At 39.6% G+C, this 18,983-nt stretch carries 20 protein-coding genes and 1 tRNA gene; 11 read left to right on the forward strand and 10 right to left on the reverse strand.

The window, feature by feature from the left end:
* Positions 1–160 precede the first annotated feature (160 nt).
* From HCU67_RS03000 to HCU67_RS03010, 3 genes are read left to right on the forward strand one after another with little or no spacing between them, the layout of a single operon-like run.
* Entirely contained in the window at positions 161–1,381 is a 1,221-nt protein-coding gene (locus tag HCU67_RS03000) for a sulfite oxidase (RefSeq protein ID WP_168551119.1), read from the forward strand.
* A gap of 34 nt (positions 1,382–1,415) precedes the next feature.
* The gene (locus tag HCU67_RS03005) at positions 1,416–1,838 is read left to right on the forward strand and encodes a monoheme cytochrome C (RefSeq protein ID WP_210423609.1); all 423 of its coding nucleotides are present in this window, start codon (positions 1,416–1,418) and stop codon (positions 1,836–1,838) included.
* Positions 1,838–2,710: a sterol desaturase family protein gene (locus HCU67_RS03010; RefSeq protein WP_168551121.1), complete on the forward strand. Its 873-nt coding sequence runs from the start codon at positions 1,838–1,840 to the stop codon at positions 2,708–2,710. The genes HCU67_RS03005 and HCU67_RS03010 overlap by 1 nt, the downstream gene beginning before the upstream one ends.
* 235 nt (positions 2,711–2,945) lie before the next feature.
* Here HCU67_RS03010 and HCU67_RS03015 read toward each other — a convergent pair whose 3' ends face one another.
* The 8 genes from HCU67_RS03015 to HCU67_RS03050 all read right to left on the reverse strand — a co-directional run bounded on the left by HCU67_RS03015 (position 2,946) and on the right by HCU67_RS03050 (position 11,109).
* On the reverse strand, positions 2,946–3,527 hold the full coding sequence (locus tag HCU67_RS03015) for a class I SAM-dependent methyltransferase (protein WP_168551122.1): 582 nt from the start codon (positions 3,525–3,527) through the stop codon (positions 2,946–2,948).
* Positions 3,527–3,907: a rhodanese-like domain-containing protein gene (locus tag HCU67_RS03020; RefSeq protein ID WP_168551123.1), complete on the reverse strand. Its 381-nt coding sequence runs from the start codon at positions 3,905–3,907 to the stop codon at positions 3,527–3,529. Before HCU67_RS03020 ends, HCU67_RS03015 begins: the two co-directional genes overlap by 1 nt.
* Positions 3,908–3,913: 6 nt before the next feature.
* Positions 3,914–5,326, reverse strand: a complete 1,413-nt coding sequence (locus HCU67_RS03025) for an MBL fold metallo-hydrolase (RefSeq protein WP_168551124.1) — start codon at positions 5,324–5,326, stop codon at positions 3,914–3,916.
* Between the two features lie 63 nt (positions 5,327–5,389).
* Positions 5,390–7,108, reverse strand: a complete 1,719-nt coding sequence (locus tag HCU67_RS03030) for a sulfate permease (protein WP_168551125.1) — start codon at positions 7,106–7,108, stop codon at positions 5,390–5,392.
* 53 nt (positions 7,109–7,161) lie between these two features.
* Positions 7,162–7,794, reverse strand: coding sequence for a helix-turn-helix domain-containing protein (locus tag HCU67_RS03035; RefSeq protein ID WP_168551126.1), 633 nt, complete (start codon positions 7,792–7,794; stop codon positions 7,162–7,164).
* Positions 7,795–7,849: 55 nt separating this feature from the next.
* Positions 7,850–9,997 (reverse strand): xanthine dehydrogenase family protein molybdopterin-binding subunit, encoded by a 2,148-nt coding sequence (locus HCU67_RS03040; protein ID WP_168551127.1) that lies wholly within the window; start codon positions 9,995–9,997, stop codon positions 7,850–7,852.
* Between the two features lie 3 nt (positions 9,998–10,000).
* Positions 10,001–10,492, reverse strand: a complete 492-nt coding sequence (locus HCU67_RS03045) for a (2Fe-2S)-binding protein (protein WP_168551128.1) — start codon at positions 10,490–10,492, stop codon at positions 10,001–10,003.
* Positions 10,493–10,500: 8 nt separating this feature from the next.
* The gene (locus tag HCU67_RS03050; RefSeq protein WP_168551129.1) at positions 10,501–11,109 is read right to left on the reverse strand and encodes a hypothetical protein; all 609 of its coding nucleotides are present in this window, start codon (positions 11,107–11,109) and stop codon (positions 10,501–10,503) included.
* Positions 11,110–11,230: 121 nt separating this feature from the next.
* Here HCU67_RS03050 and HCU67_RS03055 point away from each other — a divergent pair, with 121 nt between their 5' ends.
* The 3 genes from HCU67_RS03055 to HCU67_RS16720 all read left to right on the forward strand — a co-directional run bounded on the left by HCU67_RS03055 (position 11,231) and on the right by HCU67_RS16720 (position 12,538).
* Positions 11,231–11,755, forward strand: coding sequence for a TetR/AcrR family transcriptional regulator (locus HCU67_RS03055; protein WP_168551130.1), 525 nt, complete (start codon positions 11,231–11,233; stop codon positions 11,753–11,755).
* Positions 11,756–11,900: 145 nt separating this feature from the next.
* Positions 11,901–12,287: an N-acetylmuramoyl-L-alanine amidase CwlD gene (locus tag HCU67_RS16715; protein WP_168551131.1), complete on the forward strand. Its 387-nt coding sequence runs from the start codon at positions 11,901–11,903 to the stop codon at positions 12,285–12,287.
* Positions 12,236–12,538 carry an N-acetylmuramoyl-L-alanine amidase gene (locus HCU67_RS16720; protein WP_345890697.1) on the forward strand — a complete coding sequence of 101 codons (303 nt, stop codon included), beginning with the start codon at positions 12,236–12,238 and terminating at the stop codon, positions 12,536–12,538. The genes HCU67_RS16715 and HCU67_RS16720 overlap by 52 nt, the downstream gene beginning before the upstream one ends.
* Before the next feature lie 52 nt (positions 12,539–12,590).
* On the opposite strand, the gene HCU67_RS03070 is transcribed toward HCU67_RS16720, so the two are convergent.
* A tRNA-Asn gene (locus tag HCU67_RS03070) sits at positions 12,591–12,664 on the reverse strand.
* Positions 12,665–12,733: 69 nt separating this feature from the next.
* Positions 12,734–14,050 (reverse strand): RIP metalloprotease RseP, encoded by a 1,317-nt coding sequence (gene rseP / locus HCU67_RS03075; protein WP_168551132.1) that lies wholly within the window; start codon positions 14,048–14,050, stop codon positions 12,734–12,736.
* Between the two features lie 154 nt (positions 14,051–14,204).
* Here rseP and HCU67_RS03080 point away from each other — a divergent pair, with 154 nt between their 5' ends.
* From HCU67_RS03080 to HCU67_RS03100, 5 genes are all read left to right on the forward strand, one after another.
* Positions 14,205–14,879, forward strand: coding sequence for an SCO family protein (locus HCU67_RS03080; protein ID WP_168551133.1), 675 nt, complete (start codon positions 14,205–14,207; stop codon positions 14,877–14,879).
* 55 nt (positions 14,880–14,934) lie between these two features.
* The gene (locus HCU67_RS03085) at positions 14,935–15,162 is read left to right on the forward strand and encodes a FeoA domain-containing protein (protein WP_168552038.1); all 228 of its coding nucleotides are present in this window, start codon (positions 14,935–14,937) and stop codon (positions 15,160–15,162) included.
* An 11-nt stretch (positions 15,163–15,173) separates the two neighbouring features.
* Positions 15,174–17,408 (forward strand): ferrous iron transport protein B, encoded by a 2,235-nt coding sequence (gene feoB / locus HCU67_RS03090; protein WP_168551134.1) that lies wholly within the window; start codon positions 15,174–15,176, stop codon positions 17,406–17,408.
* Between the two features lie 236 nt (positions 17,409–17,644).
* Complete coding sequence (locus HCU67_RS03095; RefSeq protein ID WP_168551135.1) at positions 17,645–18,169, forward strand: RNA polymerase sigma factor; 525 nt, start codon at positions 17,645–17,647, stop codon at positions 18,167–18,169.
* Between the two features lie 2 nt (positions 18,170–18,171).
* The gene (locus HCU67_RS03100) at positions 18,172–18,963 is read left to right on the forward strand and encodes a HEAT repeat domain-containing protein (RefSeq protein ID WP_168551136.1); all 792 of its coding nucleotides are present in this window, start codon (positions 18,172–18,174) and stop codon (positions 18,961–18,963) included.
* The last annotated feature ends 20 nt before the right edge of the window (positions 18,964–18,983 follow it).

Here is an 18,983-nt window from a genome sequence, read left to right on the forward strand (position 1 = left end):
GGAGTTATGAAAGAAACGCAAAGCAAACAAACCAATACTAACTTCTGCCACTTCTTAAGGTCCATAACAAATGTAATTGTCTATTAATGAGAAAGATGTAACTTTTGTTACACAATTGCAAATTCTATTTTAGTATTTTGAGCCTACTATCATCAATTATATGAATAGACGACAATTTACGAGTAGACTTACATTGGCATCCATGGTGGGTGTTTTAGGGATGCCTATTGTGTTTGGCGAAAAATTACCAAAAGGTTACCTACCCCTTGGACTTCAAGACCAAGATCCTTTTAAACTCTTCAACAAAAACAAGGAAATGGTCGTATTGAACGACAATCCTTGGAACATGGAAGCCCAGGCACATCTATTGGACGATGAGATTACCCCAAACAAGTTCATGTTCATTCGTAATAATGGAAAGATTCCTACGAATATTAATTCCAAGGAATGGACACTGACCTTTGATGGTGAATCGGTCAAACAAATTAAAAAATACAGCCTACAAGAACTAAAATCGAAATTTCAACAGTATACGTATCAACTTACCTTAGAATGTGGGGGAAATGGGCGAAGTGAGTTCAACCCGCCGGCAAAAGGCAATCAATGGACCATCGGTGCCGTTAGCTCAGCAGAATGGACCGGAGTGCGCCTTAGCGATGTGCTTGCCGACGTAGGCATTAAGCCAGATGCCGTTTATATTGGCTACCATGCGGCGGATACGCATTTGAGTGGAGATGTTACCAAAGAACCTATTTCACGTGGCGTTCCGATAAATAAAGCGCTTCAAAATGAAACGCTATTGGCATTTCAAATGAATGGTCAAGACATCCCTTTAGCCCATGGTTATCCACTGCGGCTTGTTTGTGGTGGATGGCCGGCCTCGGCTTCTGGTAAATGGATAAATCGAATCAGTGTTAGAAACAAAGTTCACGATGGTGCAAAAATGACCGGCTCGTCTTACCGTGTGCCTTGTGAAGCAGTCGCTCCTGGTGAAAAGGTTTCTGATGAAGACATGTGTATCATTGAGTCCATGCCTGTTAAGTCTTTGATTACCTATCCTAAAACAGGAGGAATACTAAACAATGAAAGAACATTAAAGATAAGGGGGCATGCATGGGCCGGAGAACTGGAAGTTTCAAAAATGGAATATTCCATTGATTTCGGAAGCACATGGAAAACATGTAATCTTCAAAAACCTGTAAATCGATTGGCATGGCAACATTTTAATGCATCAATTGACATTAGACAACCGGGTTATTACGAAATTTGGGCAAAAGCAACAGACAATCAAGGTAGGAGTCAACCTATGGTTTTGCCTGGTTGGAATCCTAAAGGCTATTTAAATAATGCTTGTCATAGAATAGCGATAAAAGTGGTTTAAAGTGGAGTACAATTTTCGCAAACAAATTCAGTCTTTGGGAAAGCTATTGCTGGTATTCGGATTGCTCTTTGTAGTGCTGATTTTCGGACTTTTTTATTTGAAAAATAATCCTCAAGTTTTTGAGGATGAAGTTGAAGATTCTGCTTTGGAAATTATTTCTGCAGCTGCGTTGGACGAAGAGACAATCGCAAATTCTGGTTTTATCAATGATGAGGGAGTCACCCAAGTTATTCAGAATTGTACGCAATGTCACTCATCAAAATTGGTAACCCAAAATAGAATGTCTGCTGAAGGTTGGAAAAGTACAATTTTATGGATGCAGGAAACTCAAAACCTATGGGATTTGGGTACAAATGAAGAATTGATTGTAGCTTACTTAGCAAAAAATTATGCTCCGGAGCGAAAGGGAAGAAGAGAAAACCTGACCAATCTGGAGTGGTATGAAATAGTAGAATGATGGAGAACTATTTTGATGCATTTATTGCAGCTTTTAATGGAACTGTGCGCTATACATGGAAATCAATTCTTTTTGAGGTACCGTGGTATAAAAACTACTTCTGGGGTTTGATTGCCATCTCATTTGCAGTTTGGCTTTTAGAGATTCTCTTCCCTTGGCGCAAGAACCAATCTATATTCAGAAAGGATTTCTGGTTGGATGCCTTCTATATGTTTTTCAACTTTTTCATTTTCACAATTATCATCAGTGGGGTCTATAAAATACTGGAGCTGATTTTTGGTCAATTTGGTATTGGCGCTGAAAGTTTGGCCTTAATTAACACATCAAACTGGCCAATTTGGTTGGAATTGGTGGTTTTCTTCATTTTATTGGATTTTGTGCAATGGCTTACCCATGTTTGTTTGCATAAATTCGGGTTCTTATGGCAATTTCATCAGGTTCATCATAGCGTAAAAGAAATGGGATTTGCGGCCCACCTACGTTATCACTGGATGGAGAATATCCTATACAAACCCCTAAAAACGTTGGGTGTGATGCTTTTAGGTGGTTTTGAACCAGAACAAGCTTATATTGTTCACTTTGCGGCCATAACGATTGGTCACTTAAATCACGCTAATATTAAACTTACCTATGGACCCTTAAAGTACATCTTTAACAATCCGGTAATGCACTTATACCATCATTCCTATGAGTTGCCCAAAGGGAGTTTTGGTGTCAATTTCGGGATAAGTCTAAGCCTTTGGGATTATATTTTTAAAACCAACTATGTACCTGAAGATAGTGGTACGATTGTTTTGGGTTATCCTGGAGATGAAAGAATGCCAAAAAACTTTTTACAGCAATTGGTCTACGGTTTTATCAAGCGAAAATAAGTTTTGATAGGTCTATTCGTATTGCCTTTGAATCTCATATACAAAAACAAGAATGCCAATGAGAAAACTTAACAATCCAATGACTAAAAGTGCATTGTTCCAAAGTAAAACGAAAATATTAAGTGGTATTTCCATAAACCATTAGTCTACTTTCAATAAAATGGTTAGGAATTGGAAGATACAAAAATATTCAATAATGTAGTATTTTTCCTACATTATTTAAATTCCTTTTAAATTAACGAACTAAGTTCATAAAGAGTTCCTTTCCTTTTCGAGGAGGTATTGAATTGTAGCATTGCTCAAAAACCCCAACTTTAAAATAGGGTTCGAAATAGCCTAAGTATTCCTCTTTCGTACCACCAAATGGCGGTCCTCCATTCAATGGAAAATCAAATAGTAAGCCAACCAATCTCCCGCCAGCTACCAGAAGTTTATGCATTTTCTTAGCATAGGTTAGACGAAATGATGGATGCAATGCACAAAAAAACGTCTGTTCCAAAATCAAATCGTACGTTCCTTCTAAATCAAAAAAATCTTTGACTATAAACTGGTTTTCTGGAAAATCTGGAAAACGCTCTAAAAAATTATCCTTTGCAGTCTGCGCCAAATCAACAACAAAAGTATTTTTAAAGCCCGTTTTGTAGAGGTATTCAGCCTCATAGGAATTACCTCCACCAGGAATCAAAATTCGAATCGACTTATCTGGAAGTTGATCAGCGTAATTCTTTAATGGTGTTGAAATATATCCGATATCCCATCCCAATTGATTTTCTTGATATCGGTTATCCCAATAAGCTGCATTAAGTATATCGGACATTATTCCTGCACCCAATCATTGTAGCCACCGGAATAATCAAAAATTTGTGTAAAGCCTTCTGCTTTTAGCAATTCTGCCGCCCGATTACTACGACCACCTGCTTTACAATAGAGATATACAGGTTTTGATTTATCAAGTGTTTTTATCTGCTCTAAGAATTCATCACCCTGGACCACATTGAAATTTACCGCATCACCAATTCGACCCACTTCATATTCCTCTGCGGTTCTAACATCAACCAATTGCACTTGTTTACCAATAACATTTTCTTTTAAATACGTTTTGTCAATTTTGGTGATTTTGGCTTCTTGTTGGGATTGACAGCCAAAAAATAGACTTAAACTCAAAAGGAAGGTTAACAAATGATACTTTGATTTCATGGCCGATTATTTAATTGTGCTAGGACAAATATAATCAGTGGTAGGTATACCAGCCTCCTTTATTGCCTTCATGCCTCCTTGAACATCAATTAGATTATGAATGCCACGACTCTTGAGAATTGAAGCTGCAATCATACTTCGATAACCTCCGGCACAATGCACATAGAAATCACCTTCGGATGGAAATTCTGCTAAATGGTCATTTAGAAAGTCGAGAGGCGCCAAGTTGGCATCTTCAATATGTTCTGCTTCAAATTCACTAGGCTTTCTTACATCAAAAACCTGGGTTTTCGTGCTTTCAATTGCCTTTTTTAATTCAGCCGCAGGTACAGAACTAACGGTGTCATATTCCTTAGAAGCTCCTTTCCAAGCTTTAAAACTACCTTCTAAATATCCTAAAGTATTGTCAAAACCTACTCGCGACAATCGTGTCACCACCTCTTCTTCACGGCCTTCTGGCGCCACCAACAATATTGCCTGTTTTACATCGCCTATCAAAGCTCCCACCCACGGTGCAAAACCTCCATTTATTCCTATAAAAATCGAACGCGGAATATGTCCTTTAGCAAATTCTTGTTGGTTTCTAACATCTAAAACAACGGCACCCGTTTCATTTGCTGCCGCCTCGAATGCTTCTGGAGAAAGTGATCTTGTACCACGCGCCAGAACTTCATCAATATCATCATAGCCTTCTTTGTTCATTTTAACATTAAGCGGAAAATATTGTGGGGGTGGTAACAAGCCATCCGTTACTTCCTTGACAAATTCCTCTTTGGTCATATCCGCTCTCAGCGCATAGTTCATTTTCTTTTGATTTCCCAAGGTGTCGACGGTCTCTTTCATCATGTTTTTTCCACAAGCAGAACCAGCCCCATGGGCAGGATATACAATGACATCATCTGCCAAAGGCATGATTTTGTTTCGCAGACTATCATACAATGTACCTGCTAATTGTTCTTGAGTCATATCAGCAGCTTTTTGCGCTAAATCAGGTCTTCCCACATCACCCAAAAACAAGGTGTCCCCACTAAAAATGGCATGGTCTTTACCGTTCTCATCACGAAGTAAATAGGTAGTACTTTCCATGGTATGGCCAGGCGTATGTAGTACCACGATCTTTATGTTACCCAAGGGAAATTCTTGACCATCTTCTGCAACGATGCAATCAAAAGAAGGATTGGCATTAGGTCCAAAAATTATGGGCGCACCAGATTCTTTAGAAAGTGTTACATGCCCACTGACAAAATCGGCATGAAAGTGGGTTTCAAAAATATATTTGATTTTAGCCCCAGCTTTCTCGGCCCGCTCCAAATATGGATTGACCTCGCGCAATGGGTCAATTATAGCAACTTCACCTTCACTCTCAATATAATAAGCTCCCTGAGCCAAACAACCGGTATAAATCTGTTCTATCTTCATATTCGTCAAATTCAGGTTCAAAGGTATCTATTGTTTGTCAGAAAAAAAGTGACAAAAGTTACATTAACGGTGTTGTAAGGATACCTTTTTTTGGATTGCAGTTTTCTCAACTTTTTTCAAACTATCGGCATAAGCTTCCGCCGTTCTTACATAAATGTTTTCTTGTCCGATTACGGTTAGTAAACCACTTTTTATAAGAATATCTCGAATTGGACCAATTGCTCCGGCCAACTTAAACGTAACTCCCCTATCCTTTAGTTGTAAAATAACAGAATGCAACTGTTTTGCGGCCGTATCATCCAAATAATTTACAGGCTCGGCATTTAGTATTACGTAACGCAAACGGGGTCCTTTCTTCCGTACTTCCTTCATTAATGCCCGTTTGAAAAACTGAACATTGGCAAAGAACAATTGGGCATCAAATCGTATCATTAAAATTTCATCATGTACTTCAACATCTTCGCCAAAGCGAGCTACATTTTTAAAGTATTCCATGCCTTTTATTTTACCTAAAACGGCAAAATGTGGTTTGGAGATTCGGTAAACTAAGAACACTAATGAGAAGAGCACCCCAAAAATTATCCCCTGGGAAATCCCAATCAACAAGGTTGTTAAAAAGGTGGCTAGCAACAACACAAATTCATCTTTCTGTTGTTTCATTAATTGTCTTGGATATTTCAAATCAATCAAGCCATAAACCGCGACCAAAATAATCGCTCCCAAAACCGATTTTGGCAAGAAGTAAAAGAATGGCGTCAAGAACAATAGTGTCAAACCAACGACAATTGCACTGATAATGGAAGCCAAGCCGGTTTTAGCACCTTCGTCAACATTAACCGCAGTTCTTGACAATCCGGCATTGGCAGGAAAAGACTGAAATAAAGATCCTATAATATTTGAAAAACCCAGTGCCCTAAGCTCTTGATTCGGTCGCGTAAACTGCTCATTGGACTTTTCCTCTACCGCTTTGGCAATCGTCATCGCTTCTGCAAAAGCTATAAAAGCTAGGGCCAGGGCAGTAGGAAATGCCACAACAAGTTGTGATGTAGAAAATTTAGGGAGCACAAAATCTGGTAAACCCTGGGGAACTTTTCCTAAAATATGGACGTCGGTCTCATTGACCATAAAAAAATATATTCCGATGATAGACAAAATCACCACAACCATTGCAGCAGGAAGCTTTTGATGTACTTTTTTTAATCCTACTATGACCAGTATCGCAGCTATACCAATCGATATGTCGTAAATATTGGTTTTGCCGATATTTTCAATAACTGCTATGAATGTATTCAAGGTGCCCTGTGATTGAAATTCAAGTCCAAAAAGATACTTCAGTTGACTTATGGCAATAACCAATGCAGCCGCAGAGGTAAATCCACTTACCACCGGTCTTGAAAGAAAATTGGCCAAAAAGCCCATTCTAAAGAAACCCATGACCATTTGCATTACACCTACAAGTAGGGCTAAGAACAGTGCCATGGATATATAGTCTTCAATATTGGCCAATTTCATGGCTGCCAAACTTGAAGCTACAATCAAAGAATCCAAAGCAACAGGACCCACGGCCAACTTTCGACTTGAACCTGTGAAAGCATAAAGTAGATTAGGTACCAGCGCTGCATACAATCCGTAAACAGGTGGAAGACCTGCAATAAGGGCATAGGCCATGCCTTGCGGTATCAACATAACACCGACTGTTATTCCTGCCGAAATATCTCCTGACAAATAGGATTTCTTATACTTTGGCAACCAATCTATTATGGGGAAATAACGTTTCAACACGGGTACAAAGGTAAACAGCTTTTTTGCTATGTCTTGAATTGGCCGTTTCTAGGTTAAAGGTTTTTTATTTCGATTGAATTTCGGTGCAACACTATCTTTCCCATCAACTCCAGTTTTTTCAATAAACGTGAAACCACCACCCGTGAACTGTGTAAATCATAAGCAATTTCTTGATGGGTGTTTTTGATGGTATTTGATTGGTTTAGTCGCGACTTTTCTTTTAAATATTCGACCAAACGTTGATCCATGTTCATAAAGGCAATGCTATCTACGGTATGAAGCAACTCATTCAAGCGCGTATGGTAACTTTCAAAAACAAAATTTCGCCAACTACGGTACTTTGAGGTCCATTCTTCCATTTTACGAACCGGAACCATAATCAGTTTGGCATCTGTTTCGGCTATAGCCCGAATTTCACTTTGTGAATCTTGTAAACAACATGCCATGGTCATACTGCAAGTATCGCCTTGTTCCAAATAGTAAAGCAATAATTCATCACCTTCAGAATCTTCTCGAAGAATCTTGATTACACCATCAAGTAGTAATGGCATAAATCGAATGAAGTCACCTATCTCAATCAACTTAAAGCCCATCGGGACCTCTTTAAAGGTTCCTACTTGGGCAATATCATTTAAGAGTTCGTTCTCGAAAATTTGGCCAAAACTTGTTTTTAACTCTTGAATCACCCAGCAAAGTTACAGCATAACAAGATTGACGTCGGTAACTTTAGTTACATGACCATTAAGCTAATTTTAAAGGCAATTTGGTCAGTCTTTGCCCAGTCAATCGAAATACCGCATTGGCAACTGCTGCACCAATCGGTCCCAAGGGTGGTTCGCCCACAGGACCTGGGGTATCTTTACCCTGCAGGAGTACGACATCTATTTCTTTTGGTGAGTGTTTCATTAAGGCCATTTCATAAGGTCCGTAAATAACGGGCCGTAGCTCTCCATTCGCTACAAACATTTGTTCATGCATTGCTGCACTGATTCCCATACACACACAACCTTCACATTGCGCCTTGACTTGATCTGGATTTACAGCAAGACCTGGGTCCAAAGCAACGGTGACTTTGTGCACCTTAATTTCTTTGTCTTCAATAGATACTTCCACAACTTGTGCACAGGGTGTCCCTGCATCAATTGAGGCAGCTAATCCCATGGCCCTTCCATTTGATACGTTTTCAGTATATCCCGATCTTTCGACAACAGCTTCAATTGTTGTTTTTAATCGCTTACCAATAGCATCGTCTGCAATTTGGGCCAGTCTAAAATCAGCAGCATTTTTACCTGATTTAACGGCCATATGATCCATAAAGCTTTCAATTGCGAAGGTATTGGCCAGAAGTCCCAAACTCCGCCACCAACTGGTGGCAAAAGGCAATTGCACATGCCAGTAAACGGAACGGTGGTTCGGCACGCTTGTATATTGAAGGAAACCTCCGCGAATCGCCCCAACATCTGCTCCTAAAACAGTTGGCGCGAAGCTAGGAACCAAAACTGAATTGTTCCCGACATCTCCACTCACAAAATGATGCTCCAAGCCTTCAAGCAATCCTTCGTCATTTAACATTCCCTTCATTACATGATGGGTCGGAGGCCGAAACATATCATGTTGAAATTCTTCTTTTCTACTAAAAAAGTATTTTACCGGTTTACCCACGGCCTTTGACATGACCGCAGCCTGAACGGCATGGGGGGTGTGTAACCGTCGCCCAAAACCACCACCTAGATATGTTGGGATAACATTGACATTTTCTTCCTCGAAACCTAATCTCTCGGCCACCTCGCTCCTAGTTATTCCAACAACTTGGGTCGATATTTTTATGATGGCTTTTTCACCTTCAACTGACGCCAATACCCCGTTGGGTTCTATTTGTGCATGTGCTCCAATTGGACTTCTAAACTCTAGTATTTCAGCATCATCTTCAAGTGCAGTACCTTCTTTTTGAATAATCGTGTGCTTGCCATTACCAACGGTCATCAATTTCTCTAAATCTTCCTGCTGCAAATCCATGGGGGCCTCCCATTCAACCACAATGGCATTCTTGGCATTTTCAGCTTGCTGATAAGATTCGGCAACTACCCCAACAAAATCATCTTCTTCGATAACTTTAACGACACCAGGCATAGCTTCTGCCTTGGTAGTATCTGCACCAATGAACTTGGCCCCAATTTTATCTGGACGGACAACGGCTCCATAGAGCATTCCTTCCATATCAGCATCCATACCAAAAATAGGCGAGCCATAGACCTTATCGTCAAGGTCAATTCTCGGTATGGGCTTACCCACGAATTTATAGTCCTTGACATTCTTCAAAGTAGGTTCGTCAATTTCAGGCCATTCAGTGACCCCTTCTGCCACCTCAGCATAGGTCAAAGAGGTTCCATTGGCAGAAGCACTTCCTTCATTAATTTCTACATCTCCAATGTCAACTCCCAATTTATTTGCAGCAACTGTTCGAATCATTTCTCGCATGGTAGCCGCTAACACACGAAGTGGTTGCCAAAGCCCCGAAACTGAAGTACTGCCACCTGTACTTACACCATCTAAATTACCTGTTGAAGTGGCGGCATGAATCACCTTTAGCATCCGCATTGGAATTTCCAATTCATCGGCAGCCATTTGAGCAAAACTTGTAAACGAACCTTGGCCCATTTCAACCTTTGGAGAGTGTAATACTATAGTGTTGTCTGTTAATACCTCGAACCATACCATTGGATTTTTAGTATCTCCACTGTAAGGTAATTCCATGGTGTTGGCCATTTCAAGAATACTTCTTCGTATCGGATTTCTGAATATATAGGCCCCAACAGCCAAAACCCCAGCGGTACCTAGGCCTCCTCTGACCAAAAACTTACGTCTCGATATTTTCTTTTTTTCTGCCATGACTTAAGAATTTTGGGTTTCTGTTTCATCTTTGGTTGGAGTCAACTCGGCGGCACGGTGAATTGCTTTTCGCATTCGGTAGTACGTTCCACAACGACAAACATTGATAATATTTTTATCAATATCATCATCCGTTGGTTTTGGATTCTTATCCAATAAAGCTGCAGTAGCCATCATGAACCCAGGTTGACAATACCCACATTGTGGCACCACTTCTTCAATCCATGCTTGTTGTACTGGATGGGGATTCTCTTTATCCCCTAAACCTTCAATTGTTGTGACCGCTTTGCCTTCAGCAAATTTTACTGCGTATGAACAAGACCGCACGGCTTCACCATCTACATGTAGGGTACAAGCTCCACATGCTGCCTTTCCACAACCAAACTTGGTGCCCTTTAAGTCCAATATATCTCGCACCACCCAAAGCAGCGGAGTGTTTTCATCGGCAACATCAACAGTTTGTTGGGTACCATTTATTCGAAATGAAATCTTCATAGTTACAATTATTCAGTTGGTATTATGTGTCCTTCTTCAAACCATTTTTCAACGGCTTCCTTGTACTCATCCAAAGGTACTGGTGGTAGTTCTCGTGGGTTTCCTTCAGCATCCACTCCGGGTGTCCAAGCCCAAAGCACCAACTCATGTTCCGTTAAATGGTGTAAGGTTTCTTCTGGTGTGCGACCTCCATTTCGTTCAGGATCCATCATTGATTCAGCAATCTCATATCGGTTCAATCCTTCCCAACGCATTGAGTGTGGAGCCAAAGACCATTCAGGTGCTCCAGGCACTCCCGAATAAGGGTTATTTTCTTCATGATGGCAGGTATTGCAATTTGTTGCCTCGTAACCCAAATTATTTTGTCCCCTAGAGATTCCAAAATAATGGGGATGACTATCATCGCCCTGCTTTGGAACATTATCATTGGGGTGGCAATTAACACATCGTTCATGTGTCAAAACGTCCATCATTTTGTGGAAGGCTTCCTCTGAGGTAGAATTAGTAGAGGAAGTCGTCACCGCCACGTATTCTGGTAAGGTCGTTCTATTTGTCGCGGCCAGTAGCAATACTGCCGTTAAAAAAATCGCATAAATTAGAATGAGTTTAGTTTTCATTGTAAAAGTGAGTGCTTACTTTTTTTATAAAAATATATAAATAGTTGAAAAACCATATTATAAGAGGAAATATTTGTCCTTTTTTAAAATACTTCTAAATTTGAAGTGATTACTCACTTTAATGATTGACCGTAAAGAAAAAATACTTCAAACTGCTTTAAGACTGTTCGCCAACCATGGTTATAACGGCGTTTCAACCAATAAAATAGCCAGCGAAGCTGAAGTATCCGAAGGTTTGATTTTTAGACATTATAAGAACAAGCAAGGTCTTTTAGACGCCATACTACAACAAGCATTTGAAAAAGCAGCTATATTGTATGCTGATATTATTACCGAACAGGACCCGAAACAAGTACTTTGGAAATCGATAACACTACCTTTTCGTGGAGACCCAAAAGAGTATGACTTCTGGAGACTTCAATTTAAGTTGAAATGGGAACTCGAGATTTCAGGAAAGGAAAAAATGCAGCCAATGACTGATAAACTGACATGGGCCTTTACGCAATTAGGGTACCAGGAACCAGAGAAAGAAGCCCAAATTCTTCAGCATATCATTGAAAGTGTCAGCGGCGGCATACTCAAAGACGGTATGGCATCGCAGGAAGCACTAAAAGACTTCTTGCTTGAAAAATATAGGGTTAACTAACCCTTTGGTTTGTACCCTGTTTTAGGAAGCTAAATTCATTTTTGTTAAAATATACCTTGGCTTCATTTTGCATTCTATTTATTTACAGCTATTTACTAACTTATAGGCTATCCCCCTTTTTCTAGTTGAACATTAACTATCAAATATGTCAAAAATCAAAAATATTGTTTTGGACTTCGGTCATGGGGGAATAGACAAAAACGGAAACTATACAACTGCCCCAAATAAAATGTTTACCTACGCTAATGGAGAAGTTGCCTACGAAGGATTTTTAAACCGACAAATCGGTGGATTATTAGAGTTATACCTAAAGTCCAACCATCCGAAATATAATATTGTCACCCCTGTTAAAGTAACCGATTCAAGAGACATTGGTTTGTCTTATCGCGTACAGGTGGCCAATCAATTTAAGGCAAGTGAGACTATTTTATTTCCATTCATTGCAACGCCTCTCCTAACCACAACGCCAGTGGCTTTGAAATTTATACCACCACCGGGGTCACCAAAAGTGATGCATTGGCCACTTCTATAGGCAATCGCATCACTCCATTTTATACCAACTTAAATCTGAGGTTACGGTATGACTTTTTTAGCGATGGAGATTTGGACAAGGAGATTGATTTTTATGTACTTAGAAAAACCAAATGCCCAGCCGTTCTTTTGGAATGCCTATTTTTTGATTTTTATGATGATTATAAGCTACTTAAAGATGCTGCCTTTCAAAAAGAATTGGCCTGGCGCATTTATGAAGGGGTGACTGATTTCTTAGAAAGTGAAACTTAAAACAACTGACACCAACAAAAAAACCACTTCAAATGAAGTGGTTTTTCTTTTGCTCCTCCAGCTGGGCTCGAACCAGCGACACCCTGATTAACAGTCAGGTGCTCTAACCAACTGAGCTATGGAGGAATATTTTTCCTTTAAGCGGGTGCAAATATAGCTGATAAATACAATCAGCACAAGGAAAAAAATGCTGTTTTACAGAAATCTTTTGATTACGTTCCAAATGTCGTTTCCGAAGATGACCGCCATTAAACTCATAAGGATAACGAAGCCGATAATCTGTCCGCGTTCCAACACTTTCTCACTTGGGGGTCTACCACTTATCATTTCGTACAATAAGAACATTACATGGCCACCGTCTAAGGCCGGTATTGGCAATATGTTCAAAAATGCCAACCAAACCGAAAACATCGCCATAAACGACCAGAAGAAATACCAATCCCAGGTTGGTGGCATCATCTCTACAATACCGATGGGGCCTTTTACTTGTTTATAAGCTCCGGTCTTGGAATTAAAAATCACCTTGAATTGACGTACTTGATCCGTCAAAACTTTTATGGTCTTATTAAATCCTGCTGGTATAGCACCTAAAAAACTAAAATTATCCGTTTTTCTAAGATCCTGATAATCTAACACAATACCTATAGCACCTTCCTCAGGAACATTCAAATTTACTGCCTCTCGTTTTCCATCTCTCAGGATCTCCAAATCGACGTTCGTACCAGCAGCGTTCATGATTCTAGGTCTGAGTTCATCCCAATAGGCGATATCCTCGCCTGCTACACCGACAATCTCATCACCAACCAACAAACCGGCATCTTTAGCCACTGATGTGTCACCCACCATACCGATACGTGCCTTAGAGCGATACGTCATAAAATTACGCCCTTGGGTTTGGAAGACCTCTTTTTTTCCTTCATCGGTAATGGGAAACGTTACGGTTTGACCATCTCGGTCAACGGTTATTTCATCACCAAGAATAATATCCAACAAGGCATCATTAAAACGTTTGGCCTCTTTACCATCTACAGCGATTATTTTATCACCGGTTCTAAGTCCTAATTTCTCACCTATGGAATCAACCACGATGCCATATTTCAAACTTTGGGAAGGGATGTAGGTATCACCATTGTTAAAAAGCAATGCAGAATATATGATCCAAGCTAGAAAGAAATTCACGGTTACCCCACCAATCATGATAATCAAACGCTGCCATGCCGGTTTACTTCGAAACTCCCACGGCTGAGGTTCTTGCTTCATTTGCTCGGTATCCATGCTCTCGTCAATCATACCGGCAATCTTTACATAACCGCCTAGGGGTAACCACCCAATACCATATTCGGTTTCCCCGATTTTCTTTTTGAGAAGTGAAAATTTAACATCAAAAAAGAGATAGAACTTTTCGACTTTGGTCTTGAACCATTTGGCTGGTAAGAAATGTCCAAGCTCATGCAAAATCACCAAGATTGAAATGATGATGATAAACATCACAATCTTTGTAAAAAGTACCATTTGTTAAATTTTTTAATTCAAGCCCACAAAGGTAACCTTTTGAACAAGCTTTGAAAACTATGCCTTTACCTTTCAACTTAATTAAGAAAGATTTAGCAGCGAATTTTTTGAAATGCCTTGAAATTCGGACTTTCCAAGACTACTTTTGCAAACTATGCTACAGTTTTTTGCAAAATTTAAGCGGTTTGGCATTGTGTTACTGGTTCTTTCGGTAATCATCATTTATCTGATGTACGATGCCCTAAAACCAGAAAAACGATTGCCCATTTATCATCCGAATATGGTCAATCCTGAATTGGTCGATAGTAGTCTGCACCGACTCAAGAACGACCATAGAATTGCAAACTTTAAACTGGTCAATCAAAACGGTATAACCATCACCGAACAAGATTATGACGACAAAATCTATATCGCAGATTTCTTCTTTACCACCTGCCCAACCATTTGCCCTCTAATGACCAAAAATATGGCCGCAATACAGGAAAACATCTTAGAAGATGAAGATGTAATGCTCCTATCGCATTCGGTGACCCCAAAAATAGATTCCGTACCAAAATTAAAGCGCTACGCGCTCGAGAAAGGGGTGAATGACTCAAAATGGAATTTGCTTACGGGCGATAAAAAACAGATTTACGAACTGGCACGCAAGTCGTATTTAGCCGTTCAACACGATGGTGATGGTGGTCCATATGACATGATTCATACCGAGAATTTTATCCTGGTTGACAAAGAGAAACGCATTCGTGGATTTTATGATGGAACGAATCCTGAAGAGGTTTCCAAATTACTTGAAGACATAGTTATTCTTAAAGAATCTTATTCGCAGTAGTGTCTTCGGCTAAATTCCAGTACATTTGCTTTACTTAAATCCATTCTAAATAATAATAGTGCCCACACTTTCAGAGCTTTCATACGGACAAAAGGCTATTATCAAAGAATTCACTACTAATCTTCCCAACGTTAAACTATTGGAAATGGGCTGCCTACCGGGTAACGAAGTTGAATTGGTTCAAGTTGCTCCACTAAAAGACCCTATATATTTCATAATCAATGGAGCACATATTGCCCTAAGAAAGTCTGTTGCCCAACAAATAGAAATCGACCTGTTATAAGTCATATCTAAATGAGTAAAAGCACTACAGTAGCACTGATTGGAAACCCGAATACCGGCAAGACTTCAATTTTCAATGCACTTACAGGGCTTAACCAAAAAGTGGGCAATTACCCAGGTATTACCGTCGAAAAAAAAGAAGGTATTTGCAAATTGCCCAATGGTGAAAAAGCACATATCCTTGATTTACCGGGCACCTATAGTTTAAACACAACCTCACTTGATGAAAGTGTAGTGGTCGGTGTTCTACTCGATAAAGAAAGTCAATACCATCCTGATTTGGCCATTGTCATCAGCGATGTGGAAAATTTAAAACGAAACCTTCTCCTCTATACTCAAGTAAAGGATTTACGAATTCCAACGATTCTGGTCATCAACATGAGTGATCAAATGAGTCGAAAAGGAATTACCATCGACATTGATGTGCTAAGCAAAAAGCTGGATACGAAAATCATTTTGGTCAGCACACGTAAAGGAAATGGTATTGAAGAATTAAAGGCTGCAATGCTGAATCCGGACCAGCTTTCAGATTTACCAACTATCGATGTTTCGAAAATAGACCCCAATTACTTCGAAATGCTACAAAAGGCATTCCCGAAAGAAGACCCATACCATCTTTGGTTGGGAGTCACCCAAGATGCTGGTTACCAAACAGTTTTTAATAAAGCCCAAGATTCACTCAAAGAATTCAAAGAAACCAATAGTGCTGATTTCAAAAGATTGCAACATCGCGAAACGGTCTTGCGCTATCAATTTATCAATGGTGCCCTAAAGGAAACCCACAAGGTTGATTTAAATTCTGCCAAAGGTCTTCGCGCCAAATTGGATAAAATCTTAATGCATAAGGTCTTTGGTTACCTTATCTTTTTTGGTATTCTGCTATTGATATTTCAGGCCATTTTCGAATGGAGTAGCTATCCTTCTGATTTTATTGATGAACAATTTGCAGGGCTCAGCGATTGGATAAAGACTACCCTACCTGCCGGCATTCTTACCGATTTAATTTCAGAGGGTATTATTTCGGGTATTGGAGGTATAGCTGTATTTGTGCCTCAAATCGCTTTTTTGTTTCTATTCCTTTCATTATTGGAAGAGTCTGGGTATATGAGTCGAGTGGTATTTTTAATGGATCGACTTCTACGCCCTTTTGGCTTAAGCGGCAAAAGTGTTGTACCCCTTATGTCTGGTGCGGCCTGTGCTATACCTGCAGTAATGGCAACCCGAACAATTGCAAGCTGGAAAGAGCGGTTGATTACAATTTTGGTTGTTCCATTCACCACATGTTCAGCGCGCTTGCCCGTTTATCTAATTTTGATTTCTCTCGTTATTCCTGAAGGAAGTTTCTTGGGATTCGGATATAAACCACTCACGTTATTTCTGCTTTACATTCTCGGATTTGCCATGGCACTTTTTTCGGCAATGGCATTGAATAAAATCTTGAAAATAAAAAGCCGATCATTCTTCATGGTAGAAATGCCAACCTACAGAATGCCCTTATTTAAAAATGTCTTTTACACTGTAGTTGAAAAAACAAAAAGTTTTGTGTTCGGAGCAGGTAAGATAATACTGGCGATTTCAATTGTACTTTGGTTTTTGGGTTCCAATGGTTTTTCAAATGATTTTAAGAATGCTGAATCCATCGTTTCTGAACGAATTCAAAAACAAGGCCTTAACGATTACAGCAAAAATTACATCAAGAAAAATCTTCTTGGCTATGTTGAGGCAGAAGGAGAAACAGTAGGGAACATCCCTAACCCACTGAACATTTCTAGTGAACAAGATTCATTAAGACTGCTCAATAACAAGCTATTCCAAAACGCCAAGGCCCAAGAAATTGCAAGCTATAAATTGGAACATTCCATAATCGGTTATATGGGCAAGGCTATTGAGCCCATGGTAAAACCTTTGGGCTACGACTGGAAAATCGGTATTGCCGTGATTACGTCATTTGCGGCTAGGGAAGTATTTGTAGGGACCTTGGCTACCATTTACAGTGTTGGTAGCGATGAGGAAGAAACCATTAAAAACAGAATGGCTGCAGAACTTGGTTCTGACGGAAAACCACTGTTCAATTTAGCATCAGGTATTTCCCTAATGCTCTTTTACGCCTTTGCCATGCAATGTATGAGTACTTTGGCCATTGTAAAAAGGGAAACCAATTCTTGGAAATGGCCCTTGGCACAACTACTGTTCATGACCGTTTTTGCGTATCTTGTAGCTATGGCAGCATACCAAATATTACGATGATGGCATTGATACAAAACATTCTCGCTTTCCTTATCCTTTCATTAGCGGTTGCCTATTTGGTTCATAAATTTATCTATCCCATACCCTTCTTGACTTCAAATAAAAAAGACTCCAATAGCTGCGGGAGCTCTGATTGTGGTTGTAAATAGGGATTTTTTCTTTTTTTTTAGCGCTTGCTGTAACCTTTTGTAATTTTCTGACTATACAGTAGTGAAAGTCAACCAAAAACTAATCGATTGAACGATCAGTCTGATGAAATATTGATGGGCCAGGTGGCTGAGGGTAATCTTGATTTGCTCAAGGTCTTGTTTGATAGGCATCACCTACATCTCTTTAATTTTTTGTACAAGATGAGCGGTGATAGAATGTTGAGCGAAGATCTAACACAAGAGGTTTTTTATAAGCTGATTAAGTATCGGTCTACCTATAACAATGGCAAATTCGTTTCTTGGATGTTTACCATCGCCAGAAACTGTTTAAAGAGTCATTTTACCCGAAATAAGGTAGTGCATTCCGATGTTGAAGAAATGCAATTCAAGATAGTTGCCAATGATAATGAACAAGTTGAAGACTATTCCCATTTGCACCATGCCCTAGGGCAGTTGGAAACATCCGATCGCGAAATCTTAGTGTTGCATCGATTTCAAAATATGGGCTATGAAGAACTGGCCGAAGTTTACAATAGCTCAGCAGGGGCAATTAAGACAAAGGCATGTCGAGCGCTCAAAAAACTTAAAAAAATCTATTTGGAAAATTTATAGTGATGAAGAAGAATGAAGAAATGATAGACTTAATTCCAGATTATTTAGATAATCTGCTTGATATCGAAACCAAAAAAGATTTCGAATTTCAATTGTCAAAAAGTACTGTATTGGTTGAAGAGCTTGAAGCTTACAAAAGACTCTTGGCAGCGTTTAATGAAGAGCCTCAAATCAAACCTTCTGAAAATTTAAGGAAGGGCTTCGAAACAATGTTGGCAGAAGAAAAAGGAAATCAAATAAAAGTAGTGTCGCTCAACCAAGGGCCCAAAGCAAATTGGTGGTCCAGTTTACCAAGGGTTGCAGCAAGTGTTCTTTTGCTTGTTGGTGCCTTCTTAGCTGGCCAATACTTTCAAAAGAATGAATCAGAAGTACAATTGGTGCAAGTGCAAACGGAAGCCTTAGCCTATAAAGAAGCAGCTATGTTCTCCCTACTTGAGAATGAATCTGCAAGTCAACGAATTCGTGGAGTTGAGCTCATTAAGGAATTTGAAAAACCGGACCAGCAAATAGTTGCTGCCCTAGGAGAAAAAATGCTTACCGATGAAAATACCAATGTTCGCCTAACAGCCTTAGAAGCCCTTTCGAGTTTCAGTTATTCAGATCAGGTTAAAACTATTTTCATAGAAGCCTTGAAAACAGAAGAAAATCCAAGCATTCAAGTCGCAATAATCGAAATGCTGGTTGAACTACAAGAAAAGAAAGCGGTTGAGCCTATGAAAAAACTCTTGGAGAAAGAGGAAACCCAACCGTATATCAAAGATCAAATTAACTCGGCATTGCCGAAAATCATTTAATAATAAATCGAAAAACGTAA

Origin of the sequence: Croceivirga thetidis (genome assembly GCF_012272815.1) — a bacterium.
GTDB classification, from domain to species: domain Bacteria; phylum Bacteroidota; class Bacteroidia; order Flavobacteriales; family Flavobacteriaceae; genus Croceivirga; species Croceivirga thetidis.